This is a genomic window from Buttiauxella sp. (assembly GCF_035271705.1).
Lineage (GTDB): Bacteria > Pseudomonadota > Gammaproteobacteria > Enterobacterales > Enterobacteriaceae > Buttiauxella.
In genome coordinates this window covers 1-26,320 of the sequence record NZ_DATERI010000180.1, presented here as the reverse complement: position 1 = coordinate 26,320, position 26,320 = coordinate 1, and the positions used below count along the sequence as shown (strand labels likewise).

Annotated in this window: 19 protein-coding genes; 9 read left to right on the top strand and 10 right to left on the bottom strand. The window is 50.0% G+C overall.

Features of this window, described 5'->3' with window-relative positions:
• From glgA to VJY99_RS16390, 5 genes are all read left to right on the top strand, one after another.
• On the top strand, positions 1-1,153 hold a 1,153-nt coding region (gene glgA / locus VJY99_RS16410; protein ID WP_324120362.1), incomplete at its 5' end, for a glycogen synthase GlgA.
• A gap of 22 nt (positions 1,154-1,175) precedes the next feature.
• The gene (gene glgP / locus VJY99_RS16405) at positions 1,176-3,623 is read left to right on the top strand and encodes a glycogen phosphorylase (protein ID WP_324120361.1); all 2,448 of its coding nucleotides are present in this window, start codon (positions 1,176-1,178) and stop codon (positions 3,621-3,623) included.
• A gap of 323 nt (positions 3,624-3,946) precedes the next feature.
• Entirely contained in the window at positions 3,947-4,477 is a 531-nt protein-coding gene (locus VJY99_RS16400; RefSeq protein ID WP_324120366.1) for a hypothetical protein, read from the top strand.
• A gap of 334 nt (positions 4,478-4,811) precedes the next feature.
• Entirely contained in the window at positions 4,812-6,284 is a 1,473-nt protein-coding gene (locus VJY99_RS16395) for a PAAR domain-containing protein (RefSeq protein WP_324120359.1), read from the top strand.
• Positions 6,265-6,678 carry a hypothetical protein gene (locus VJY99_RS16390; protein WP_324120357.1) on the top strand — a complete coding sequence of 138 codons (414 nt, stop codon included), beginning with the start codon at positions 6,265-6,267 and terminating at the stop codon, positions 6,676-6,678. The genes VJY99_RS16395 and VJY99_RS16390 overlap by 20 nt, the downstream gene beginning before the upstream one ends.
• Positions 6,679-6,872: 194 nt before the next feature.
• Here VJY99_RS16390 and VJY99_RS16385 read toward each other — a convergent pair whose 3' ends face one another.
• The 3 genes from VJY99_RS16385 to glpE all read right to left on the bottom strand — a co-directional run bounded on the left by VJY99_RS16385 (position 6,873) and on the right by glpE (position 8,890).
• The gene (locus tag VJY99_RS16385) at positions 6,873-7,631 is read right to left on the bottom strand and encodes a DeoR/GlpR family transcriptional regulator (RefSeq protein WP_324120355.1); all 759 of its coding nucleotides are present in this window, start codon (positions 7,629-7,631) and stop codon (positions 6,873-6,875) included.
• A 22-nt stretch (positions 7,632-7,653) separates the two neighbouring features.
• Positions 7,654-8,484: a rhomboid family intramembrane serine protease GlpG gene (gene glpG / locus VJY99_RS16380; protein WP_324120353.1), complete on the bottom strand. Its 831-nt coding sequence runs from the start codon at positions 8,482-8,484 to the stop codon at positions 7,654-7,656.
• 76 nt (positions 8,485-8,560) lie between these two features.
• Positions 8,561-8,890: a thiosulfate sulfurtransferase GlpE gene (gene glpE / locus VJY99_RS16375; RefSeq protein WP_324120351.1), complete on the bottom strand. Its 330-nt coding sequence runs from the start codon at positions 8,888-8,890 to the stop codon at positions 8,561-8,563.
• Between the two features lie 194 nt (positions 8,891-9,084).
• Here glpE and glpD point away from each other — a divergent pair, with 194 nt between their 5' ends.
• Complete coding sequence (glpD, locus tag VJY99_RS16370) at positions 9,085-10,593, top strand: glycerol-3-phosphate dehydrogenase (protein WP_324120349.1); 1,509 nt, start codon at positions 9,085-9,087, stop codon at positions 10,591-10,593.
• Positions 10,594-10,643: 50 nt separating this feature from the next.
• Here the strand turns inward: glpD and malT are convergent, their stop codons facing one another.
• The gene (gene malT / locus VJY99_RS16365) at positions 10,644-13,352 is read right to left on the bottom strand and encodes an HTH-type transcriptional regulator MalT (protein WP_324120347.1); all 2,709 of its coding nucleotides are present in this window, start codon (positions 13,350-13,352) and stop codon (positions 10,644-10,646) included.
• Positions 13,353-13,730: 378 nt separating this feature from the next.
• On the opposite strand from malT, the gene malP reads away from it, so the two are divergent.
• Both malP and malQ read left to right on the top strand, forming a co-directional pair.
• The gene (gene malP / locus VJY99_RS16360; RefSeq protein ID WP_324120345.1) at positions 13,731-16,133 is read left to right on the top strand and encodes a maltodextrin phosphorylase; all 2,403 of its coding nucleotides are present in this window, start codon (positions 13,731-13,733) and stop codon (positions 16,131-16,133) included.
• An 8-nt stretch (positions 16,134-16,141) separates the two neighbouring features.
• Complete coding sequence (gene malQ / locus VJY99_RS16355) at positions 16,142-18,223, top strand: 4-alpha-glucanotransferase (protein ID WP_324120343.1); 2,082 nt, start codon at positions 16,142-16,144, stop codon at positions 18,221-18,223.
• 208 nt (positions 18,224-18,431) lie between these two features.
• On the opposite strand, the gene nfuA is transcribed toward malQ, so the two are convergent.
• Positions 18,432-19,007: a Fe-S biogenesis protein NfuA gene (gene nfuA / locus VJY99_RS16350; protein ID WP_324120341.1), complete on the bottom strand. Its 576-nt coding sequence runs from the start codon at positions 19,005-19,007 to the stop codon at positions 18,432-18,434.
• Between the two features lie 58 nt (positions 19,008-19,065).
• Complete coding sequence (gntX, locus tag VJY99_RS16345) at positions 19,066-19,749, bottom strand: DNA utilization protein GntX (protein WP_324120339.1); 684 nt, start codon at positions 19,747-19,749, stop codon at positions 19,066-19,068.
• Positions 19,750-19,787: 38 nt separating this feature from the next.
• On the opposite strand from gntX, the gene bioH reads away from it, so the two are divergent.
• Entirely contained in the window at positions 19,788-20,561 is a 774-nt protein-coding gene (gene bioH / locus VJY99_RS16340) for a pimeloyl-ACP methyl ester esterase BioH (protein WP_324120337.1), read from the top strand.
• Between the two features lie 24 nt (positions 20,562-20,585).
• On the opposite strand, the gene feoC is transcribed toward bioH, so the two are convergent.
• The 4 genes from feoC to VJY99_RS16320 all read right to left on the bottom strand — a co-directional run bounded on the left by feoC (position 20,586) and on the right by VJY99_RS16320 (position 26,314).
• Positions 20,586-20,825, bottom strand: coding sequence for a [Fe-S]-dependent transcriptional repressor FeoC (gene feoC, locus VJY99_RS16335; RefSeq protein ID WP_324120335.1), 240 nt, complete (start codon positions 20,823-20,825; stop codon positions 20,586-20,588).
• An 8-nt stretch (positions 20,826-20,833) separates the two neighbouring features.
• Positions 20,834-23,149 (bottom strand): Fe(2+) transporter permease subunit FeoB, encoded by a 2,316-nt coding sequence (feoB, locus tag VJY99_RS16330; protein WP_324120333.1) that lies wholly within the window; start codon positions 23,147-23,149, stop codon positions 20,834-20,836.
• A 53-nt stretch (positions 23,150-23,202) separates the two neighbouring features.
• Complete coding sequence (feoA, locus tag VJY99_RS16325) at positions 23,203-23,427, bottom strand: ferrous iron transporter A (protein ID WP_324120331.1); 225 nt, start codon at positions 23,425-23,427, stop codon at positions 23,203-23,205.
• A gap of 553 nt (positions 23,428-23,980) precedes the next feature.
• Positions 23,981-26,314: a Tex family protein gene (locus VJY99_RS16320; RefSeq protein ID WP_324120364.1), complete on the bottom strand. Its 2,334-nt coding sequence runs from the start codon at positions 26,312-26,314 to the stop codon at positions 23,981-23,983.
• Between the last annotated feature and the right edge of the window lie 6 nt (positions 26,315-26,320).

Below are 26,320 nucleotides of genomic sequence, written 5' to 3'. Positions count from 1 at the left end.
TTATCACGATACCAATCAGTTTGCTTACACCGACAACGTGCACCGATTTGCACTGTTGGGGTGGGTAGGGGCTGAGTTGGCATGTGGCCTGGATCCCTTCTGGCGCCCGGATATTGTGCATGCGCACGACTGGCATGCGGGTCTGGTGCCAGCGTATTTGGAAGCGCGTGGGCGGCCGGCAAAATCAGTATTTACCGTGCATAATTTGGCCTACCAGGGGCTGTTTTTCGCTCATCATATGAATGAAATTGATCTGCCATGGTCGTTCTATGACATGAACGGTCTGGAGTTTAAAGGTCAAATTTCGTTCTTGAAAGCGGGTCTGTATTATGCTGATCATATTACGGCGGTCAGCCCAACTTACGCTCGTGAGATAACCGAACCGCAATTTGCGTACGGTATGGAAGGGCTGTTGCGTCAACGTCACCGTGAGGGGCGGTTGTCCGGCATCCTTAATGGCGTGGACGATAAAATTTGGGATCCGGCACACGACTTACTTTTGGCGTCTCGCTACACCCGCGATTCCCTGGAAGAAAAGGCGGAAAACAAACGTCAGTTGCAGGTAGCAATGGGGCTGAAAGTTAACGACAAAGCGCCGCTGTTTGCAGTGGTGAGCCGTTTAACCAGCCAGAAAGGGTTGGATTTGGTGCTGGAGGCGTTGCCGGGTTTACTCGAGCAAGGCGGGCAATTGGCGTTACTGGGGGCAGGTGACTCGGTGATGCAGGAAGGTTTCCTTGCCGCTGCCGCAGAGCATCCAGGACAAGTGGGCGTTCAAATCGGTTATCACGAAGCTTTCTCGCACCGGATTATGGGCGGGGCTGATGTGATACTGGTGCCAAGCCGTTTTGAACCTTGTGGTTTAACACAACTGTATGGCTTGAAGTATGGCACTTTGCCGCTGGTGCGGCGCACGGGGGGGCTTGCAGATACTGTTTCTGATAGCTCACTGGAAAACCTGGCTGACGGTATCGCCAGTGGATTTGTGTTTGAGGACAGTAATGCCTGGTCGCTGCTAAGAGCGATTAGGCGTGCTTTCGTGTTGTGGTCCCGCCCGTCGTTGTGGAGATTTGTGCAACGCCAGGCGATGGGCATGGATTTTAGCTGGCAGGTGGCGGCGCATTCTTACCGTGATCTGTACCAACGTTTGTTGTAGCCATCCACCAGGAATCACTGATATGAACGCACCCTTTTCCTATGCATCACCCACGCTGAGTATTGAGGCTTTAAAGCACTCAATTGCCTATAAGCTGATGTTTACGGTTGGGAAAGACCCCGCCATCGCCAACAAGCATGAATGGTTGAACGCCACATTATTTGCGGTTCGCGATCGCCTGGTTGAACGTTGGTTGCGCTCTAACCGCGCTCAGCTTTCCCAGGAAGTTCGTCAGGTTTATTATCTGTCGATGGAGTTTTTGATTGGCCGTACGCTCTCTAACGCACTGCTTTCATTAGGCATTTATGAAGATGTTAAAAATGCGCTGGAAGAGATGGGGCTGGATCTGGAAGAGTTGATTGACGAAGAAAACGACCCCGGCCTCGGCAATGGTGGTCTCGGTCGTCTCGCTGCCTGTTTCCTCGACTCACTCGCGACACTCGGTTTACCTGGCCGTGGTTACGGTATTCGCTACGACTACGGCATGTTTAAACAGAACATTGTTGATGGCCGCCAGAAAGAGTCCCCGGACTACTGGCTCGAATACGGCAACCCTTGGGAGTTCAAGCGCCACAACACGCGCTACAAAGTTCGCTTTGGCGGGCGTGTTCAAATGGAAGCTAAAAAATTCCGCTGGGTAGAAACCGAAGAAATTTTGGCGGTAGCGTATGACCAGATAATCCCAGGTTACGATACCGATGCCACTAACACGCTGCGCTTGTGGAATGCACAGGCGAGTAGCGAAATTAACCTCGGCAAATTTAACCAGGGCGACTATTTCGCAGCAGTAGAAGACAAAAACCATTCAGAAAACGTCTCGCGTGTACTCTATCCGGATGATTCGACCTATTCAGGCCGCGAGCTGCGTTTGCGTCAGGAATATTTCCTTGTCTCGTCTACCGTGCAGGACATTCTTAGCCGTCATTATCAGTTGCATAAAACTTATGACAATTTGGCGGATAAAATTGCCATCCACCTCAATGACACGCACCCGGTGTTTGCCATTCCTGAGCTGATGCTTCTGTTAATTGATGAGCATAAATTCAGTTGGGAAGAGGCCTTCGAAGTGACCTGCCAGGTCTTTTCGTACACTAACCACACGCTGATGAGCGAAGCGCTGGAAACCTGGCCGGTGGATATGCTGGGCAAAATTTTGCCGCGCCATTTGCAGATAATCTTTGAAATTAACGACTACTTCCTGAAAACCGTGCAGGAACATTATCCGAACGACACCGCTCTACTGGGTCGTACTTCGATTATTGATGAGTCCCACGGTCGAAAAGTCCGTATGGCGTGGCTTGCGGTCGTTGTCAGCCATAAAGTTAATGGCGTTTCCGAGCTGCACTCCAACCTCATGGTACAGTCGCTATTTGCCGATTTTGCAGCCATCTTCCCGATGCGTTTTAACAATAAAACCAATGGCGTCACTCCACGCCGCTGGCTGGCACTGGCGAACCCACCCCTTTCTGATGTGCTGGATGAGAATATTGGCCGTACATGGCGTACCGATCTGAGCCAGTTAAACGAACTGAAACAGCATATCGATTACCCCACCGTGCATCAGGATGTGCGTAAGGCGAAGCTGGCTAACAAGAAGCGCCTGGCAAGTTACATCGGCCAGCATCTGAATGTGGTGGTGAACCCGAATGCGTTGTTTGATGTACAGATCAAACGTATTCACGAATACAAACGCCAGCTGATGAATGTGTTGCATGTGATTACGCGCTACAACCGAATTAAGGCTGACCCGACAGCCGATTGGGTGCCGCGTGTGAATATCTTTGCAGGTAAAGCGGCGTCGGCGTACTACATGGCGAAACACATCATTCATCTCATCAATGATGTGGCGACGGTGATCAACAACGATCCGGTAGTGAAAGACCGGCTGAAAGTGGTGTTCATCCCGAACTACAGCGTCAGTCTTGCGCAGATCATTATTCCGGCGGCAGATCTCTCCGAGCAGATTTCTTTGGCGGGAACTGAAGCGTCTGGCACCAGTAACATGAAGTTTGGGCTAAACGGCGCGCTGACGATTGGCACGCTCGATGGCGCTAACGTTGAAATGCTGGAGCACGTTGGGGCAGATAATATCTTCATCTTTGGTAATACGGCGGACGAGGTCGAAACGCTGCGGCGCAAAGGTTATCAGCCGCGTGAGTATTACGAAAAAGACGAAGAGCTGCACCAGGTGCTGACGCAAATCGGTACCGGTACATTCAGCCCTGGCGAGCCAACGCGCTACCGCGACCTGCTGGATTCACTGATTAACTTTGGTGATCACTATCAGGTGTTGGCAGATTACCGCAGTTATGTGGATTGCCAGGACAGAGTGGACGAGCTGTACCGCCAGCCAGAAGAGTGGACGATTCGCACCATACATAATATTGCCAACATGGGTTATTTCTCGTCTGACAGGACGATTCAGGAATACGCCGATGAGATTTGGCATATTAAGCCAGTGAGACTGTAGGGTTAAAGAATGTCCCTTAACCTAACCCTCTCCCTTAGGGGAAATAGTCAAAAAAATTGAAGAAACAGTAAGAAAGCACAAGAAAGAAATCGTTGATTTATAACGATTTCTTTCTCTTGCATGAGAAAATTCTAGTCAATACGCTCTTGTTTAAGAAACAGTTTTTTGAACTGGTTTTTGAACTTTGAACGCGCATAACTATTCTTATAGTATGCAAGGAACTGAATAATGAATCTTACATTTACTTCAAAAGCATTAGATAAACTGGCTGTAAAGGACAAACCCTATATTGTGTATCATGCCAGCGGTGAGCGCGGTACGGGGTGTCTATCCGACGGGTAAGAAAGCTTTCCTGTACCGTCATTTTGTTGGCACATCAGCCAAATTTCAGACACTGGGATCTTATCCCGAGTGCCGCCCTCGCGCAGTTTGAATCATTCGCTGTTTCTAAAGACGTGATCAGGAAGCCACTCGCAGAGCGCCAGGGTACATTAGGCGAACTCTTTGATGCACATAAAGCCGATTATGAAGCGGCGGGGAAACGTGGCTGGGTTAATGAGATCCGTTCGTACCGCTCCGCTCTGTTCGGGTACGGTATGCGCTGCGATAAATCTCCTATAATGGATGCCGTCAGTTTAAAATTCGATATTCCGTTTAATCCGGTTAAGATGAAATGTGCGAACGCTATCCCAACAGTGAATATATTTTTCCGAACGAGTGCTATGAGAAACAACTGGCAGTCTGGACCAAAAAAGAACACTCAAAGCTTATTCAAAAATGCCAACGCCTTTTTTGTCAACGCAACGTTGAGCGAAAATATTCGCCGCTATCGTGACCGTACCAATATGGAATAATTCACCCCTCGGGATTTTCGCCACACATTTAAAACACTGGGGGGCAAATAAAAATATCAAAATAAGTCAGGTGTCGTATACAAAACCACTGCCAGAATGATGTATCGTCAAAACATTATGACCGTTATGATTTTTTGAAGAAAAAATGGACGGGGTACTAAAGTGGGAGTCAGTATTATTATCACTTATCAATAATTAAAACATATAACTAATCACCCATGCATTAATATATTAAATATATTGGCAGGGGTTTAAATATTATATTGGGTAGCATTGAGAAGCCGTTCACGAAAATAATATCTGAAATTATGTAATTTTAGTCCCTTGGAAAAACATGAATAACCGCTGGTTGCGAGTATTCGTGAATTTAAAAGGGACTAAAATGAAAGGGTTTTATTTAAAAGTTGGCGACGTAACAACGTGCGGAGGAAAGATAACTTCAGGTAGCTCAACTGTTAGCGTATCAAACCAGCCAGCCGCCAGAATAGGTGACAATTATACGTGTGGTGTGGATGGGAAAACGTATAAAATTGCAGGTGGTGTACCTGGTGTTTTTGATGAAGGGTTGCAGTCTGCGGGAACCGGACACAGCAAAGGAACATGCGAATGTCAGTGCGAATTTATACCTGTCGGGTTTGCACTGACATATAGCTATAAAGTGGCATCAACAGCATCAACAGCATCAACAGCATCAACAGCATCAACGGCACCAGCAACACAACCTACAGCAGTTATCCCACCAGTGGTTCCGTCAGACGCCCCCCGGACACCTGTTGACGCTGGTTTCTGCGTACTGCCGCACCAGACAACCCCTGTAACATATTCCCCAACGTTTTTCGTCAATCCACCAGAAGATGTTAAGAATTTATACCACCAGCTAAACCCTGAAGTTACAAAAAAACCAGGCTCTATATTGTTAGTGGTCGATCCTCTCAAACAAGAACCGGCACAGATAGAAGAACTGCAAAAAGCCAGGGATCGAATTGATAAAGCACTGGCCCCGTTAACAACGGAGGAGGCAAAACTTCTATATGAAAACCGCGCCGCAGTGGATATATTTTCATCACAAATTTATAGCGATGCGTTAGGAACATCAGGCGATGTATTAGGTTATGCCAGTGAAGTGGGTAAAGGGTATTACGAAGGAATTAATAAAATCCTTAAAGATATTCAGGCGCTTTATAAAGTCACCTACAACGGCAATGGAGGTATTATATCTGGTCAGGAGTTTTTTGGACGAAGAAAAATATTATTTGAAAAATTAAGTATTATATTAAATCGATTTTCTAAATCACAATTAAATTTAGCAGAGTATGAGGATATTAAAAAAGCACTCGGATTATCAACAAGTTCAATAATTCACAGATGGAATCAGTCAGGAGTGGCAGATATTGAAGGGTATGCAACTTATATTGAAAAATCTGCCAAATTGGTATCCATCTTAAAGAAAGTTGGATATGTAGGAATCGGATTGGATTTCGCATCATATTCGACCAATGTCTATGAAGCCTGTTCAAAAGGTAGAGAAGATTCTTGCAAAAAAGCGGCGATTACTGAATATAGCAAGTTTGGAGCGAAGCAATTAAGTGCGTACGCTGGAGGGTGGATTACAGGTAAGGTTACACAAGGCGCTTGCATGTGGGTGCTAGGACTGGCTACCACTGAAATTGGAGGTATTGGTTCGGCTGCATGTCTGATTACGGGAGTGAGCGCAGGTTTAATTGGTGGTAAAATGATTGAAGAACAGGGAGAAAAAGCTGGGGAATATTTAGGGGATAGTATAATTTATGAAAAGCTTTTTAAATGATTATATGCCGTGGCTTATTTTTGGTGATATTGTCATTATGATGGGATCTGTTTTTACAATGTTCATTGTATCTGTTTTAAGTAAAAAGAAATACGAAATCATTGTTGATAAATACACGGAAAAATTTGGTTCAATTCCTTTACTCGCAGCCATGAGTAAAGAGGCTAGTTTCATTGGGACTCCATCTTTATATGGTGGAAAAATTGCATTCATCACGAACTCCCTAGTATACCCATATTGCCGCCTTATGCATCCACAAATGACGAGAGAGCAATATTCATTTATTCGAGAATTACCATCAAATTTAACTTTTATTTTTAAAGTTCAAGAGTGGCTGTTCATTCTAACAGCGATATCATTAGTATTGATGCTATTTCTTTGCCAGTACATATAAACAAAAGTGGCGTTCGCTTTTTCTAAGTTAATCGCAACACTCCTAATCGCAAGGGAGTAAAAAGGGGATTCCAGTCGGAATCTCTTTTTCTTTTATTTGACCCGTCCTAAATAGCGTTGCCACATTTAACTCGTACCTTGAGGAAAATGTGTCAACCTATATCAGGACTAGTCAGGCCGGGGTGAGGGTTGTTTTTAGCACAACTCCAGTTGCACATTATTATCTGCAATCACCTGCATCACGCCTGCCGGTGGAATGATATCGGTGTAAACCACATCCACCAGAGCAATGCTGCCGAGATTCACCATCGCATTGCGGCCGAATTTAGAATGGTCAACAACCAGCATCACACTGCGTGAGTTTTCGATAATCGCGCGTTTGGTGCGAACTTCGTGGTAATCAAACTCCAGCAATGAACCGTCGCCATCAATGCCGCTAATCCCCAGAATGCCGAAATCCAGCCTGAACTGAGAGATAAAATCGAGCGTCGCCTCACCGATAATTCCACCGTCGCGGCTGCGTAATTCACCACCCGCCAGAATAATGCGGAAATCCTCTTTCACCTTGAGCGTGTTTGCCACGTTCAGGTTGTTGGTCACGATACGCAAATTACTGTGATTGAGCAGCGCATGAGCCACCGCTTCCGGTGTAGTGCCGATATCAATAAACAGCGTGGCACCGTTCGGGATCTGGCTGGCAACTTTCTGCGCGATACGTTCTTTTTCAGCCGTTTGCGTCGCTTTACGATCATGCCATGGCGTATTCACGGAACTTGAAGGTAACGCGGCGCCACCATGATGGCGCATGATCAGGTTTTGGTCTGCCAGATCGTTTAGATCACGACGAATCGTTTGTGGGCTAACGGCAAATTCTTCGACTAACTCTTCGGTGCTGACATAGCCCTGTTTTTTAACCAGTTCGACAATCGCATCATGACGTTGTGTTTGCTTCACGCTGTTTTATTCTCCTGAAATGCTATGTTCGTTTTCGCGCATGCAAAGTATCAACCAGCGCCATGGCAAGACCAATAACCAGGCCAGTAATGTGTGCAGCGTTGGCGATCGACATCCCTAATACATCGAAAAATCCTATCACAATCCACACTACCGCAAAGGCTAAAAGACCGCGCTGCATATAGATCCCGCTGTCAGGGTCACGTTCGCCACGTAGCCAGACATAACCCATTAATGCGTAAACCACGCCCGATAACCCCCCAAAAAGTGGGCCACCGAATTTGGCCTGCACGAAACCGCTCAGCAGAGCGGAAACCAATGTCAGGGTGATCAGTTTTCCGCTGCCGAGGCGCTTTTCTAACGGGCCGCCGAGATACCACCACCACAACAAGTTAAACGCGATATGCATAATCGAGAAGTGCATTACAGCGTGGCTGAAATAGCGCCACAACTCATAGTGCAGGCTGTCTTTATACGGCCAGGCTAACCACACCATAACAGCCCGGTCACCCATGATTTGCATCATCAGATAAACCAGCACGCAAGCGGCCATGATAACCATCGTGAAGGGGCCCGCTTTTTGCGTAATGGTGGCGAGGAAAGGGTAGCGCTGATAATGCAAACCACTGCCTGTGTGGCCGGTATTCCAGCTTGCAGCCAGATAACGTGAGTCACCAGGGTTGGCGAGGAATTGTTCAAGCTCAGTACGAACGTGGGATTCCTGGCTGTCGTTGGCCAGCCAGATATCCGTTTGTTCATGCTGTTGAATGGTGAGGATAATCCCCTGCGTCGCCATATAGTCGACAAATGCCTGCGCGACTCGCGGGTTGGCAAACGAGGTAATCATGATCATAAGGTTTCAGCCATATCCGTACAAATATTCGTACAAAAGAAAGCAGTATACCTGCAACGCCGGAATTTCCTGACGACTAAGACGCGCCGTGTGCAACTTCAGCCGGGAAATGGCGATGCCATGCGTCAAAGCCCCCATCGACGCTGTAAACCTGGTCGTAACCTTGTTGTAGCAGATATTGCGCAGCACCTTTGCTGCTGTTGCCGTGATAGCACATCACCAACACGGGCGTTTCAAAATCAGTTTGCTGCATAAAAGCCACCAGACGGTCGTTAGTCAGGTGAAACGCGCCTGGAGTATGGCCCATCGCAAAGCTCTGCGGGTCGCGGATATCAACTAACACTGCGAGTTTTTGCTGCAACTTCTGGTGTGCTTCTTCCACACCAATACACTCAAAAGTTTCCATGGATTTGCTCGTCACTTTATTCAATCGGCTAGTGCCATATTAAGGGAATCTGCCCTCTGCCCACTGATATTAACGTCATTATGTTATCCATATCACGCAGAAATGTTTTTTTTTCGTTACAAAGCGCGCGTAGAGTTGCTAGTATGAGCGATAACGAACATATTTGAACTTTAACGAAAGCGTGTGAGGGTGACATGGAAACTAAAGATCTGATTGTGATTGGCGGAGGGATTAATGGGGCAGGTATCGCCGCTGACGCCGCAGGCCGTGGTTTATCCGTGTTGATGCTTGAAGCTCAGGATCTGGCGAGTGCAACGTCTTCTAACAGCTCGAAATTGATCCACGGCGGCTTGCGCTACCTGGAGCATTACGAGTTTCGCCTGGTGAGCGAAGCATTAGCCGAGCGTGAAGTGTTGCTGAACATGGCTCCTCATATTGCTTTCCCGATGCGTTTTCGCCTGCCACACCGCCCTCATCTGCGTCCAGCGTGGATGATTCGTATCGGTTTGTTTATGTACGACCACCTGGGGAAACGGACCAGTTTGCCTGCGTCCACCGGTTTGCGTTTCGGCGCAGACTCCGTTCTCAAATCTAATATTGTGCGCGGTTTCGAATATTCCGACTGCTGGGTCGACGATGCGCGCCTGGTTTTAGCGAATGCACAAATGGTGACGCGCGAAGGTGGCGTGGTAAAAACCCGCACTCGCGCAACACGTGCATGGCGTGAAAACGGCTTCTGGATTGTTGAAGCGCAAGATACCGATACTGGCGAAACTTTCAGCTGGCGTGCTCGTGGCCTTGTGAACGCCACGGGTCCGTGGGTGAAAAACTTCTTTGACGACGGCCTGCAATTGCCTTCGCCATATGGCATCCGTCTGATCAAAGGCAGCCACATTGTGGTGCCACGCGTCCACAATCAGAAGCAGGCTTATATTCTGCAAAACGAAGATAAACGTATCGTGTTTGTCATTCCGTGGATGGATGAGTTCTCAATTATTGGTACCACTGATGTGGAATATAAGGGCGATCCGAAAGATGTCCACATTGATGAGAATGAAATTAACTATTTGCTGGACGCTTACAACGCGCACTTTAAAAAGACGCTGAGCCGCGACGATATCGTCTGGACTTACTCAGGTGTGCGTCCGCTCTGTGATGATGAATCCGATTCACCGCAGGCTATCACCCGCGATTACACACTCGATATTCATGATGAGCAGGGCAAAGCCCCGCTGCTGTCAGTGTTTGGTGGCAAACTCACGACGTACCGCAAGCTCGCAGAACATGCGTTAGATAAACTGAAAGGTTACTACCCGAAAATGGGGCCAGCCTGGACCAAAGGAAGCACCTTGCCAGGGGGTGATATTCAGGGCGATCGCGATGATTACGCCGCGCAACTGCGCCGCCGCTTTAGCTTCCTGAGTGAAAACCTGGCGCGTCGTTTCTCCCGCACTTATGGCAGCAACAGCGACTTGATTCTGGCGGGAGCGACCAGCGTCAGTGATTTGGGTGAAGACTTTGGTCATGAGTTTTATGAAGCAGAGCTGCGCTACCTGGTTGAACATGAGTGGGTGCGTGGTGTTGATGATGCTATTTGGCGTCGTACCAAATTAGGGATGTGGTTGACGCAAGAACAGCAAGTGCGAGTGGCGCAATGGCTGGGAAAGCGGGGCGTTAAAGCGAAGTTATCGTTAGCATCGTGATGTTAATGGCGGATAAGCATAAGCGTCATCCGCCAGTTTTATTCCACAAACTAAACGCCATACCCCATCATCTTCAGCAATTTCTGCGCGTGTAACACCGCATCCTGACGATGCGCGACACCCAACTTCTGATACAGATTTCGAATGTGCGTTTTAATCGTGGTGGCTGCAACATCCAGTTCACCGGCGATTTGCTCATTGCTGTAACCCGAATAAATCAGCCCCAACACCTGCCATTCGCGTTGCGTCAACGGACTGGTGCGAATCAGCTCCGGCACTTCAGGATGCGTCAATAAACGGTTAACAAAGTTCTCATCGAAATGGGCGAATTTATGACGATGATGCTGGTTAATCTCACGCAGAATGCGTTGCGCCCGATGCTGTTCCAGCTCTGGAAGCGTATTGAGTTGAATCAATTGGCGTAATTGTTGCGCCATCGCTTCTCCCTCAATCACAAAGTGGCTGATAAACCCAGTGCGGTTGGCCAGCGCCAGTGCTTCTAACAACACACGCTGAGCATCACTTTTACGCCCAGCTTGCCAGTAAAGTTGATTTAACAGCAGCAGGTTGCGGTTGAGATCGCTCATTAATCGCAGGCTGCGGGCATTTTCATTCAACTCTTCCAGCACTATTTCGGCTGGTTCAAAATCGCTTAGCAAAATCTGCACACGCGCGATATTGCGCCATTGGCCTTGCAGGAAATGGTTATTGGCAAATTCGGGTTTCGGCGTCAGACGCAACCAGTTAGTGGCGGATTGTTTATCACCGGTCATTTGCCAGTAAATCACGCGCACTTTGTCGGCGTTGGACACCCAGTCGCTGTGGAACGAACCATTCCCCAGCAAGTTTTCCAGGCGGTTCAGGTGATTACGGGCGTTGTCCATGTCGCCTCGTGCCAGTGAACATTGCACTAACAACGCCATGCACTGTAATTGCTGTTGTGGCTGATAGGCGGAAAGCACTTCCAGGCCCATGCGCGTTGTCGCTTCGGCTTCGTCGAGCCGCGCCCACGCCCACAGCAATTGTGCACGAATACGCAGTAAAAACTCATGCAGCGGGAGTTGCTCAAGGTGCTGTTCTTCAATCAACGTGAAGGCTTTTTGTTGCGCTTCCCATGCTGACTGGAGGAAACCCTGCGCCAGCAAAATTTCGCTCTGTTGGCATAAGCCCCATAATGCGTAATGCCACATGTCATGGCGGCGCGCCATTTGTTCAGTTTGCTGCATGACGGAAAGCGATTTAGTCAGCTCACCTTTGCAATGCAACACTTCGCCGTGGACCGATGTCGCGACAATACGGCTGTAAAAACTGGCCAGCGGTAGTGTGTCGAGCGCTATCATCGCAAGACGTTCTGCTTCTTCCGGGTTGCCATCGTTAATCGCAACCTGAGCGCGTAACGCATTGAATTCGCCGTGCATATTGTCGTCCATCACGACATTCATTTCTTGCTCAGCACGAGCCAACAGCGTGTTTACCTCACTGTAGCGATGCTGGCTTTGCATCAGCCAGGCTTGCAGTAAAACAAGCTTCGGATTCTCCAGCAAACTTTCCCATGGCAGTGCTTTTAATGACTCTTCCAGCAGGGTTAATTCGCTGTGATTAAACAGCGCCCATGCGTGATTCAACAGGATATCGCGCAGCAGGTTTGCGTCGCCTGCGGCCAGAGCGTGATGAATAGCTTCGCTTGGGAAACCCTGTGCCATCCAGCTTTCCGCTGCCGCACGATGGATTTCCGGCAGTTCAGTCGCCAGTTCCCACTGGCAACGCTGGCGTAAGAAATTGCCAAACAGCGGATGAAAACGGAACCATTCGCCGCTGTCATCCATCCGCTGAATAAATAGCCCCTGGCGTTCCGTTTCCTCAAGGCGCATCTGGCCGTTTTCTTCGCCAGTGACACGGACAATCAGCGCGTCATTCATCGAACGCAGAACTGAGCTGCGCAGCAGGAAGTTACGGGTTTGTGCATCAACATTATCCAGCACTTCATCGGCCAGATAGTCAGACAGATGGCTGGCGTTGATACCTGAAAGCCGGCGTGCTGAGTGGTGCGCTGAGGAGTTACTGTTTTGGCGTGCAGACAGCGCGATGAGTTGCAGCGCAGTCGCCCAACCGGCGACATCGTCACACAGACTGTTGCTCTCGGTATGATCGAGAGGTGAATTGAGACGATGGTCGAAAAACTGTTTCGCTTCATTGTGCGTAAAAGCGAGTTGTTGGCTGCCGATTTCCAGCAGTTGATCGCGCACGCGTAAATTGGCGATGCCCAGCTGTGGCAAATTACGCGACAACACGATAAGCGTCAGATTTTCTGGCTGATGGCGAATGAAAAAACGCATCGCTTCATGAATGACTGGGTTGGTAATGAGATGGTAATCATCAATCACCAAAAACAGCGGACGATGCCACTCCACCATTTCGATAAACAGTTGGGCAAACAGTGCGGTTAAGCTCGAGTATTGGCGTTTTTGCACCATCACTTCGCTGGTAACGCAATGGCCTGAAGTCGCTTGCTGAATGGCCGCTATCAAATAGCTGGCGAAACGTTCTTGCTGGTTATCGCCCTCATCAAGGGAATACCAACCTAATTCATTTTTCCCCGCCGCCCATTGAGAAACCAGAGTTGTTTTTCCATAACCCGCCGGGCTGGTTACCAGGGCCACTCGATAATTATTGGCTGTTGTTAATTTCATCAACAGTCGGTCGCGGACCACGGTATTTTCCAGACGCACTGGACGACTTAATTTGGAAGGAATCAGCATGGTCTATCACTTCACTGTGTAAGAAATATGTACGAATGTGATTTTTTTTACGCTTCGTAATTAATACTTACTACAAAGTCGACCAGTTTGGAGGTTATTGCAAGAATGTTGACGGTTTGAGGCACGGTAAGTTGCTGCGGGTCACAAATCTATTCATTGGACGAATTCAAACTGTAAGCGTCACTCATGAGAAGGATACTTCAGGGCTTGTGGGCATTTTCGATTATAGCGCCTAACTTTAAGTGGCGACGATCACACTTTTAGCTACTCCCTACACCTCCTCCCTCCCTAACCCCCCCTCAGGAGGAGGAATTAGCCCTGGCCACCCTGCACACTAGCGGGTAATGAATTTAGAACATCCACAGGACCTGAGCCCTTATGTCACAGACGACCTTCAATAAAGCACAATTTCAGGCTGCACTGACACGTCAGTGGCAGCGTTATGGACTCCAATGTGCGGCCGAAATGAACCCGCAACAATGGTGGCACGCAGTCAGCGGTGCGCTCGCAGAATTGCTGGTCGCTCAGCCGGCCGCTAAACCTGAAAAAAATCAGCGCCACGTTAACTACATCTCAATGGAGTTTTTGATTGGTCGCCTGACCGGTAACAATTTACTGAATCTTGGCTGGTATCAGGAAGTCGCTGATGAACTGAAAGCGTTCGATATCAACCTGAGCGATTTGTTAGAAGCAGAGACTGATCCGGCATTGGGTAATGGTGGATTGGGACGTCTTGCTGCGTGCTTCCTGGATTCAATGGCAACGGTTGGCCAGTCGGCAATAGGTTACGGCCTGAATTACCAGTACGGCTTGTTCCGCCAGTCCTTCAAAGACGGGCAGCAGATGGAAGCGCCTGATGACTGGCATCGCGGTAGCTATCCGTGGTTCCAGCACAATTCAGCGCTCGACGTGCAAGTGGGTGTCGGCGGCAAAGTCATCAAAGATGGCAAGACGGTGCGCTGGGAGCCTGCGTTTGTGTTCCATGGCGAAGCCTGGGATTTACCGGTTGTCGGCTACCGTAACGGCATCTCGCAACCGCTGCGTTTGTGGCAGGCAAAACACGCTCATCCATTTGATTTAACTAAATTCAACGACGGCGACTTCCTGAAAGCAGAGCAACAAGGAATCGACGCCGAAAAACTGACTAAAGTGCTTTATCCGAACGACAACCACCTCAATGGCAAAAAACTGCGCCTGATGCAGCAGTATTTCCAGTGTGCGTGTTCGGTGGGCGATATTTTACGTCGTCACCATTTGGCGGGTCGCAAGCTGGCGGAATTGGCTGATTACGAAGTCATTCAGCTGAATGATACCCATCCGACTATCGCCATTCCTGAGTTGTTGCGTGTGCTTATCGATGAGCACCAGATGAGCTGGGATGATGCATGGGCAATCACCAGCAAAACCTTCGCTTACACCAACCACACGTTGATGCCTGAAGCGCTGGAATGTTGGGACGAAAAACTGGTGAAGGCGCTGTTGCCGCGTCACATGCAGATTATCAATGAAATCAACGATCGTTTTAAAACGTTAGTCAGTAAAACCTGGCCGGGTGACAAAGCCGTATGGGCAAAACTGGCCGTGGTTCACGACAAGCAAGTTCGTATGGCGAATATGTGCGTGGTCAGTGGTTTTGCGGTGAATGGCGTTGCAGCATTGCACTCCGATTTGGTCGTCAAAGACCTGTTCCCGGAATATCACCAATTGTGGCCGAACAAATTCCATAACGTCACCAATGGCATTACGCCACGTCGCTGGATTAAACAGTGCAACCCAGCACTGGCGGCATTGCTCGACAAAAAACTCAAGAAAGAGTGGGCCAACAATCTCGATGTGCTCGAAGGCCTGGAAAAATATGCCGATGATGCGAAATTCCGTAAGGAATACCGTGATATCAAATATCAAAACAAAGTGAAGCTGGCTGCATTTGTCAAAACACGCACGGGGATTGTTATCAGCCCGGATGCGTTGTTTGACGTGCAGATCAAACGCCTGCACGAGTACAAACGCCAGCACCTGAACCTGCTGCACATTTTGGCGCAGTACAAAGAAATCCGTGAAAACCCGACGGCTGCCCGCGTGCCACGTGTGTATCTGTTCGGTGCTAAAGCGGCACCGGGTTACTACCTGGCAAAAAATATCATCTTCGCCATTAACAAAGTCGCGCATGCCATCAACAACGATCCTGTGGTTGGCGACCAGCTTAAAGTGGTATTCCTGCCGGATTACTGTGTCTCTGCAGCAGAGGTAATGATTCCGGCGGCTGATATTTCCGAACAAATCTCCACCGCAGGTAAAGAAGCTTCCGGCACCGGTAACATGAAACTGGCGCTTAACGGTGCACTGACTGTCGGCACGCTGGACGGGGCGAATGTCGAAATCGCTGAGAAGGTCGGTGAGGAAAACATCTTTATCTTCGGCCATACGGTGGAAGACGTGAAAGCGCTTAAAGCCAAAGGCTATGACCCGGTGAAATGGCGTAAGAAAGACAAGGTGCTTGATGCCGTACTTAAAGAGCTGGAGAAGGGCATTTACAGCGACGGTGACAAGCATGCTTTCGACCAGATGCTGCACAGTATTGGCAAAGAAGGCGGCGACCCGTATTTAGTGATGGCCGATTTCACCGCGTATGCGGCAGCGCAAAAACTCGCGGATGCACTGTATCTCGACCAGGATGCCTGGACGCGCGCCGCTATTCTTAACACGGCCCGTTGCGGTATGTTCAGCTCCGATCGCTCAATCCGCGATTATCAGCAACGTATCTGGCAGGCAAAACGCTAAGGGAACGCATGGACAGCAAACGTCTTGATAACGCCGCCCTGGAGGCGGGAATTAGCCCAAACTATATCAACGCCCACGGCAAACCGCAGGCTATTCCTGTGGATACCAAGCAGCGTTTGCTGGAAGCCATGAACCGTACCACCACCTTGAAAAAGGTGGCGGTAACACCGGTGGCAAATGTCCTGGTGTTTACGTCTGGCACTCGCATGGCGACGGCCCTGGAAGGAAGCGGTGAGTACACCTGGCAACTGACTACGGAAGAGGGCAAACAGCATAAAGGGCATGCACAGGCAGGCAAAAAGATGGTGCTGCCTGCAACACTGCCAGAAGGCTATCACGACCTCACGGTTAGCCAGAATGAGCATCACTGGCAGTGTCGCGTCATTGTTGCGCCAAAGCGTTGTTATGAACCCGCGGCGCTAATGCAGAATGAAAAACTGTGGGGCGCGTGTGTTCAGCTTTACACCTTACGTTCTGCGTATAACTGGGGTATTGGTGATTTCGGTGATTTGCAGCGCATGCTGGTGGATGTGGCAAAGCGAGGAGGGGCGTTTATCGGCCTGAATCCTATCCACGCGCTGTATCCTGCGAACCCAGAAAGTGCCAGCCCGTATAGCCCGTCATCGCGCCGTTGGTTGAACGTGATTTATATCGACGTGAATGCGGTTGATGACTTCTTACTCAGTGATGAAGCGCAGACGTGGTGGAAAATGCCTACCACGCAGCAAATGCTGAGTGAAGTCCGCGACGTGCAGTGGGTGGATTACTCCACCGTCACCGTACTGAAAATGGCCGCGCTGCGAATGGCGTGGAAGCAGTTCTCTTTACGTGGTGCACGTGACGAACAGGTCGTCGCATTCCAGGCGTTTGTACAGCAGGGCGGTGATAGTCTGTATTACCAGGCAGCTTTCGATGCCCTGCACGCTTATCAAGTCAAAGAAGATGAAATGCGTTGGGGCTGGCCAGTTTGGCCGGAAGGTTTCCGCGATGCACATAACCCGGAAGTTAACGCCTTCTGCACCGAACATCGTGACGAAGTGAATTTCTATCTGTGGCTGCAATTCCTGGCTTACACCCAATTCGAAGCTTGCTGGCAAACCAGTCAGGGCTTCAAGATGCCGATTGGTCTGTATCGTGATTTAGCGGTTGGCGTGGCAGAAGGCGGCTCGGAAACCTGGTGTGACCGTGAACTCTATTGCCTGAAAGCCTCAGTAGGTGCACCACCGGATATTCTCGGCCCGCTTGGGCAGAACTGGGGTTTGCCACCGATGGACCCGCATGTGATTGCTGCGCGTGCCTATCAGCCGTTTATTGATCTGTTGCGTTCCAACATGACCAGCTGCGGTGCCTTGCGCATTGACCACGTTATGTCGATGCTGCGTTTGTGGTGGATCCCCTACGGTGAAACCGCAGATAAAGGCGCTTACGTGCATTATCCGGTGGACGATTTGCTGTCGATCCTGGCACTGGAAAGTCAACGCCATCACTGCATGGTTATCGGTGAGGATCTGGGTACGGTTCCAGTAGAGATAGTCGGTAAGCTGCGTGACAGCGGAGTTTACTCCTACAAAGTGCTCTATTTCGAACACGACGAGGAAAAGCAGTTCCGTGCACCTCTTGCCTGGCCGAAACAGTCGATGGCGGTTGCTACCACCCACGATTTACCGACACTGCGTGGTTACTGGGAAAGTGGTGACCTGACGTTGGGTAAAACCCTGGGTCTGTATCCTGATGAAGAGATGCTGGCTGAGTTGTATCAGGATCGCGAACGTGCCAAGCAAGGTTTGTTGGATAGTTTGCATGAATACGACTGCCTGCCAAAACGCGCCGGACATAAAGCCTCGTTGATGGCGATGACGGGTAGGCTAAATCGCGGCATGCAACGTTACATTGCAGACAGTAATAGCGCCCTGTTGGGCCTGCAACCGGAAGATTGGTTAGGTATGCCTGAACCGGTGAATATTCCAGGTACCAGCTATCAGTACAAAAACTGGCGACGCAAGTTGTCGACTTCGCTTGAGGCAATGTTCGCAGACGATGAAGTGAATAAGTTGCTGAAGGATTTGGATAAGAGACGCAAGAAGAGATAAACAAAAATGACACCCCCGCAACGCGTAACACCGTTCACTTAAGCCAATGAATGAGGGGAAACACCGGGATTGGGTTCCCGGAGGGACGCCAAACCCGGTGGTCGCCCCGGATATCTCGTTCTTAAACTAACGGTGTTACCCGCAACGCGGGGGGGGGGTAAATGACGATGTGTAGGGTGGATAAACGCAAGCGTTATCCACTTTTTAATCAGTAGTACGAGTGCTCACCACGCTGGTGTTCGGTTAAATCACGAACGCCTTTCAATTCAGGGAACTCTGCCAGCAGTTGTTTTTCGATGCCTTCTTTCAGGGTCACGTCGACCATTGAACAGCCGTTACAGCCGCCGCCGAATTGCAGAATGGCCAAACCTTCATCGGTAATTTCCATCAGCGTGACACGACCACCGTGGCCTGCTAGTTGCGGGTTAACCGTGGCTTGCAGCATGTACTCAACGCGTTCCATTAACGGCGCATCATCAGTAACCTTACGCATTTTGGCGTTTGGCGCTTTCAGTGTTAGCTGTGAACCGAGTTGGTCGGTAACGAAATCAATTTCGGCTTCTTCAAGATAAGGTGCGCTTAACTCATCAACATATGCGGTCAACTGCTCAAATTTGAGTGCAGTATCTGATGCTTCAACCGCATCCGGCGGACAGTAGGAAACCCCGCACTCCGCATTTGGAGTACCAGGATTAATGACGAATACGCGAATTTGCGTCCCTTCTTCCTGACCTGCCAGCAGTTTGGCAAAGTGGGATTGTGCTGTATCGGAAATACGGATCATAACGATTGCTCAATAGTTGACTATTTTAGTCGGTTATAATACGCCCATCATCGAGGGTCTACAAGGTTCGACAAAGGCACCACACCTGGATAGTCGCCGCGCCCTGCTTTTTCAGCAGCCGCGCAATTTCCGCCACCGTACTGCCCGTCGTGACGACATCATCCACAATAATTATATGGCGGCCTGCCACCGGAAAATCAACCCTGAAAGCGCCTTTTAGATTGTTTCGTCGCATTCTGGCGTTGAGTTGATGCTGCGTATGCGCGACCCGAACCCGTCTTACCCCCTTTGGGAAATAGTCACACTGCAGCCAGCGTGAAAGATAATTTGCCAGCAGGTCACTTTGGTTAAAGCCACGACGCCAGGCACGACGTGAATGCAGCGGAACACTGACCATACAATCAGGTTTGCACCAGCGTTGCTGGTGTTTTGCTTCAAGCACGCGCAGCATCAGTAACCGCGCCAGAGCCGGCGCTAGCGCAACGGTGCCGTTGAATTTAAATCGCTGCACGAGTTGATTGAGCGGTGGGCAGTAATCTGTGACGAACAGCAGTGAATCCCATACGGGAGGTTTTAGCAGGCAGCGCCCGCAAGGCAAATGCGTGTTGCCGCTGGGTAACCCGCAGCGAGGGCAACACGGTGGCGTTGTGTGTAATGCCCGGGTACAGCGTGAGCAAATTCCCCAATGCGCACAGGCGAGTGGCATCTGGCATAGCCAACATAGCCCTGGGATTGTTAGCATATTCGCTTCCTTGCAGAACAAAAAGAGAACAGTAACTGATGAGTAAGCTTTGGTGGCAGACAAAAGGTGAAGGAAAAGACGATCTTGTGCTGCTGCACGGATGGGGATTGAACGCGGAAGTGTGGCATTACATTTGCGAGGAATTAAGCTCGCATTTTCGTCTTCATCTTGTCGACTTACCCGGTTATGGCCGCAGCCAGGATTTTGGTGCACTGAGTCTGGAAGAAATGGCCGAGACGGTATTGGCTCAAGCGCCGGAAAAGGCTATTTGGCTGGGTTGGAGTTTGGGTGGGCTGGTGGCAAGCCAGATTGCGTTAACCCATCCACAGCGCGTGAGAGGGCTGGTGACTATGGCTTCCTCGCCTTGTTTCACTGCACAGCATGACTGGCCGGGCATCAAGCCTGAAATTCTGGCGGGTTTCCAGCAGCAATTGAGTGAAGATTTTCAGCGTACCGTGGAGCGCTTTTTGGCATTACAAACGCTAGGTACGGAAACTGCGCGCCAGGATGCACGCCGTTTAAAAGCTGTAGTGCTGGAACAACCTATGCCGAGTGTTGAGGTATTAAACGGTGGCCTGGAAATCCTGAAAACAGCAGATTTACGCCAGGCACTGAGCCAGCTAACGCTGCCATTTTTACGCTTGTACGGGCATCTTGATGGGCTGGTGCCGCGTAAAATCGCGGGCTTGTTGGATGAACAATGGCCGCAAAGTGAAGCAGTGATTTTCCCTAAAGCCGCCCATGCGCCGTTTATTTCTCATCCGCAGGAATTTTGCCAGGTGCTTGAGGAGTTTCAGAAGCAGTTTAGTTAGCTTCATCCACCCTCTACACAACATTTACGCCCGCAGTGCCCAGACTTCCCGAATACATTTCTTGCCTTCCGGGCAGCTTTTACAGCTACCTGTCAGGCAATCACTCGGGTCTTCGATGCTACGTATTGCTTTGCCCATCGCTTCAAGACGGCTCAGCATCGCATTCACCAGCGGCAGAGGAGTGGCAAGCTGTTGGCTAATCTGCGTTGCATCCATGCGCCCTTGTAGCGCTAGCGCATCACGAATCTCAATTAAACTCGCCATGTTTCCTCCTAATGACAATCACTAGTGCTGGTTTCACAGCAGGCTGCCACTTTACGTGGCGACATCAGGCTGACGTTCACGCGGCTACGCGCCCGACGCAAACCACCCATTAACAGTACATTGAACAACACCACCGCGAAGATACACACCACGCTATATTGCGGATGCGCATTAAACGTCACGGTCTGGTAGTAGAGCGTAGAAAGCGAGTAAGCAATGTTCAGCCCCCACAGCACTGAGAACATCATCCAGCCACGGCTCGATTCACGGGCGACTGCACCCATCACGGAAATACAGGGGATGTAGAGCAACACGAAAATCAGGTAGCTGTAAGCGGCTTGCGCGCTACCAAATTTGCTGCTCATAACGCCCATCGCGCCGCTTGCCATTTCACCGTCGCCTTTACTGGCTTCGATTGGGTTAGCCAGCACGCTCAGGCTAAAGGTGTCTTTCAGGCTCTGCCAGGTTTCGCCTGCGGAGGTGCCTAACTCATCGAATAAGTTGAAGTTTGCTGCATCAAAGGCTTCTTGATGCATATCTTCAGCGGTGTAGAGAGTGTTGAGCGTCCCGACGACGACTTCTTTCGCCATGGCTCCGGTGAACAGACCCACCGTCGCTTGCCAGTTATCTTCATGCACACCAATGGGTTTCAGTAACGGTGTGAGTACCCGGCTAACCGACGCCAGTGCCGAGTCGTTAATGTTGTCCACTTCTTTGCCGCTAAACGAGAAGCTATTCAGCGCACCAATGAAAATACTGACGATGACGATAACTTTACCGGCACGCAGCACGAAACCTTTCAGGCGTTGCCAGGTTTGCAGCAACAAGCTTTTCAGGTGGGGAACGTGGTACACCGGCAGTTCCATAACAAACGGCGTGGCTTCTCCGCGCATGATGGTGTGTTTGAGCATCAGGCCTGTGAGGATAGCCATCACAATGCCAAGAATGTAGAGCGAGAAGACGACCAATGCGCCTTGTTGACCAAAGAAAGCGGCGGCAAATACCGCAAAAATTGCCAGTCGCGCACCACACGACATAAACGGCGCCATCATGATGGTCATCAGGCGTTCACGTGGAGCATCCAGCGTACGCGCACCCATGACTGAAGGGACGTTACAGCCGAATCCAACAATTAACGGTACGAATGATTTACCCGGTAGGCCGAGCGATTGCATCAGGCGGTCCATAACAAATGCTGCACGCGCCATGTAACCGGAGTCTTCAAGGAATGACAGGAACAGATACATCATGCCGATTTGCGGCACCAACGGCAGCACGGTGTTAATACCGCCGCCGATACCCTGCGCGAGGAAAATTGTTAGCCAACTTGGGAAGTGCAATGTTGCGCCAATCCACTGAATACCGTGGATAAAGATAGCTGCAGAACCACCGTCGAAAATCGGCTGCAACGCGCCGCCGATGTTAATCGCCAGCAAGAACATCAGATACATTACCAGCAGGAAAATGGGCAAACCGAGGAAGCGGTTAAGGATGATTTTATCCATCATCGCGGTTAAACGATGCGGTTCGGCGGTCAGACTGTTGCTGATTGAATCGCAGATAGTGGCAATCGTTTGATAACGTGCATCCGCAATCAGCAGTGCCGGATCTTCATTTTCTTCTGCGAGTTGAGCACGAATCACATCCAGTTTGTCGGTGGCGTGACCGGCATATTCACGGCTATAGATGTCGCCTTCAAGGATTTGCAGTGCCAACCAACGACGCTGCTGCGCGGGCATATCCGCAGGCATTTCTACGGCAAGTTTGGCTGCTTCTTCCAGTAATCTCGGGGGATAAAGCACCAGATCGGTCTGCGCATTCGGCTGGCGGCGGTCGATTGCCAGTTTCAGGCCTTCCATGCCACGGCCACGGGTCGAAACCAGTGGAACGACAGGGCAACCCAGTCGTGCCGCAAGCGCATCAATATCAATACGGATATCTTGCTTCTCGGCAATATCGAGCATGTTGAGCGCGACTACACAGGGGATCCCCAGCTCGAGAAGTTGCAGCGTCAAATACAGATTGCGTTCGAGATTCGACGCATCAATCACGTTTATCAGCAGGTCTGCATCACCGCCCAAAATGTAGTGGCAGGCAATTTGTTCATCCAGAGAAGTCTGCGATGAAATGGTGGTTAGCGAGTAAGTACCCGGCAAATCGACCAGAGTGACTTGATGTGCAAGCGTTGAAAACTGACCTTCTTTACGTTCAACAGTAACGCCTGCCCAGTTACCCACTCGTTGGCGTGAACCTGTGAGTTGGTTGAATAACGTGGTTTTCCCGGAGTTAGGGTTACCGATTAATCCGATGGTTAATTTTTTCATTTTATTCGTGAACCTAAAGAAAATAGCAACGAGCGCTCGCGCTCACCCGCCAATCAGGCCATGGCTTCAACGTGTAGTAATTCGAGATCTTTTTTGCGCAAAACCAAACTGACGCGACGCGTTTCGATATGAATGGGATCGCCAAAAGGCGCGATACGTACAACGTTAAATGACGAGCCAGGCAACATACCGAGTGATAATAATTTCTGGCGATATGACGGGCTAATTTCGCTGGCAAAGCCGGTAATCTTCCACGAACTACTTGGCAAGAATTGCATTGGACCTACTTAGAGCTGGGCTCTTTAATTACGCTATACCCGTCATACTTCAAGTTGCATCTTTGTTGGCTGCGTATAACGAGAAAATCGTTGGATAGAGGAGAATTAACGAACAATCCGATGATAATGAGAATGGTTTCTGTCTTCAATGATTATTTTAGCAATGAATAATACGGTTTATTTTATTTGCCTATGCGTGATGGCTAATTCAATTTGTGATGTGGGTAACAGTGATTTTGATAAAACTCAATAAATAACAATGAGTTGAAATTTATTTCAAATAATAATTATATTGTGTTTTCTCAGTTAATGTTGTCATGATATTTCATGTGTTACATATTTGATCAATATTAGTGTTGGTTTATATTTTCGAGAAAATTGATCCATCTCAAACTCATTCTATTTATTGATGAATTACTGAGGCGATAATGAAATGTTATTAACTCGTGAACGGGGATTAAAAAGACAAATTGTGCTTATTTTGGTTTCGGTGAAATAAACATACACTCATCCCGACCCTCCCCTGGTGAGCAGGAGAGGGTGGAATCAACGATTAGCGTTTCTTACCGAGTGCTGCAGCCAGTGCATCACTCATCGCAGAGTTACCGCTACTGCTTGTTGCGGAGTTATCACGCCCGCGAGGTTTCTGCTGTTGTGCCGGACGGCGTTCGTTTTGTTCGCGCGGTGCGCTGCCACGGCGGTTGGACTCGCCTGGTTGCTCATCAAGACGCATTGTGAGTGCAATACGCTTACGCGCCAGATCCACTTCCATCACTTTCACTTTGACGATATCACCGGCTTTCACCACTTTGTGTGGGTCGTCGATGAACTTGTCTGAAAGCGAGGAGATGTGAACTAAACCGTCCTGATGGACGCCGATATCCACAAATGCGCCAAAGTTGGTCACGTTGGTGACCGCCCCTTCCAGCACCATACCGAGCGTCAGGTCGTTCATGGTTTCTACGCCATCAGCAAACTTCGCGGTTTTGAACTCTGGACGAGGGTCACGGCCTGGTTTTTCGAGCTCTTTGATGATGTCGGTCACCGTAGGTACACCGAAACGCTCATCGGTGAATTCACGGGCGCTCAGGCCGCGCAATGCTTCACCGTTGCCCATCAAGTTCTGCAATGCTTGTTCGGTCGCCGCCAGGATACGTTCGACAACCGGGTACGCTTCCGGGTGAACCGTTGAAGCATCCAGCGGGTTATCACCGTGATTGATGCGCAGGAAGCCCGCGCACTGCTCAAAGGCTTTCGGCCCAAGGCGGCTCACTTTGAGCAACTGCTGACGATTCTTGAAGCGGCCATTTTCATCACGCCAGTTCACGATGTTCTGCGCCATCATGCGCGTTAAGCCCGCGACACGGGTTAACAACGGCACCGATGCGGTATTCAGATCAACACCAACGGCATTTACGCAGTCTTCGACAACCGCATCCAGCCTTTTCGCCAGTTGTGACTGGCTCACATCGTGTTGATACTGGCCAACACCGATAGATTTCGGGTCGATTTTCACCAGTTCCGCTAACGGGTCTTGCAGGCGACGCGCAATCGACACCGCTCCACGAATCGATACATCGAGGTCCGGGAATTCCAGAGCCGCCAGTTCTGATGCGGAATAGACGGAAGCGCCCGCTTCACTGACAATGACTTTCTGCGCAGTGACTTTCGGGAACTGTTGCTGCACATCGAGGAAGAAGCGCTCGGTTTCGCGCGATGCGGTACCGTTGCCGATAGCGACCAGTTCGACGTTGTGTTTTTCACACAGCGCAGCAACCGCAACTGCGGCTTTTGCAGCTTGCCCGGTGTGGGGATAAATGGTGTCAATGGCGACCACTTTACCGGTTGAATCTACAACCGCCACTTTCACACCGGTACGCAGGCCCGGATCGAGACCCATCGTGGCGCGCAGGCCCGCGGGTGCCGCCATCAGCAGATCATGAAGGTTACGGGCGAAAACGTTAATGGCCTCGTCTTCGGCGCGTTCACGCACGGTGCCCATTAGCTCAGTTTCGAGGTGCATCAGTACTTTAATACGCCAGGTCCAGCTCACGACGGCACGACGCCAGGCATCCGCCGGGGCATTGTTCAGACGCAAAGCAAGATGGTCGATAATTAACTGTTCGCAATAGCTTTCACGCGGTGGTTCGTCGTGCTGCGGATCGGCATTCAGCGCAAGCTGTAAAATACCTTCGTTGCGGCCACGGAACATGGCGAGAGCGCGGTGAGAAGGAGCGGTTGCAATCGGTTCGTGATGGTCGAAATAGTCACGGAATTTCGCGCCTTCCTCTTCTTTTCCACTCACCACGTTGGCAACCAGGTGGGCGTTTTTCCAAAGATAGTTACGGACTTTTGCCAGCAGTGCTGCATCTTCGGCAAAACGTTCCATCAGAATGTAGCGAGCGCCATCCAGGGCGGCTTTGGTATCGGCAACGCCTTTATCGGCATCAATGAAACGAGCGGCTTCTTCTTCAGGTGTGTGCGACGGCTCATTCCAAAGCAACTCGGCCAGTGGCTCAAGACCTGCTTCAATCGCAATTTGTCCGCGCGTACGACGTTTTTGCTTATACGGTAAATAGAGGTCTTCGAGCTCGGTTTTGCTCAGCGTGCCATTAATGGCTGCGGCGAGTTCGTCACTCAATTTGCCTTGTTCGGTAATGGATTTTAGGATCGTCTGACGACGGTCTTCTAATTCACGGAGATAGCTCAGGCGGGTCTCTAACTGACGCAGTTGCGTGTCATCCAGACCGCCGGTGACTTCCTTACGATAACGTGCAATAAACGGCACGGTGTTCCCTTCATCAAGCAGGCGAACGGCAGCTTCTACCTGTTCGGCTCTGGCCTGAAGTTCACCCGCAATAATGCGGCAGAGCGAATCTTTCATCATGGCTTT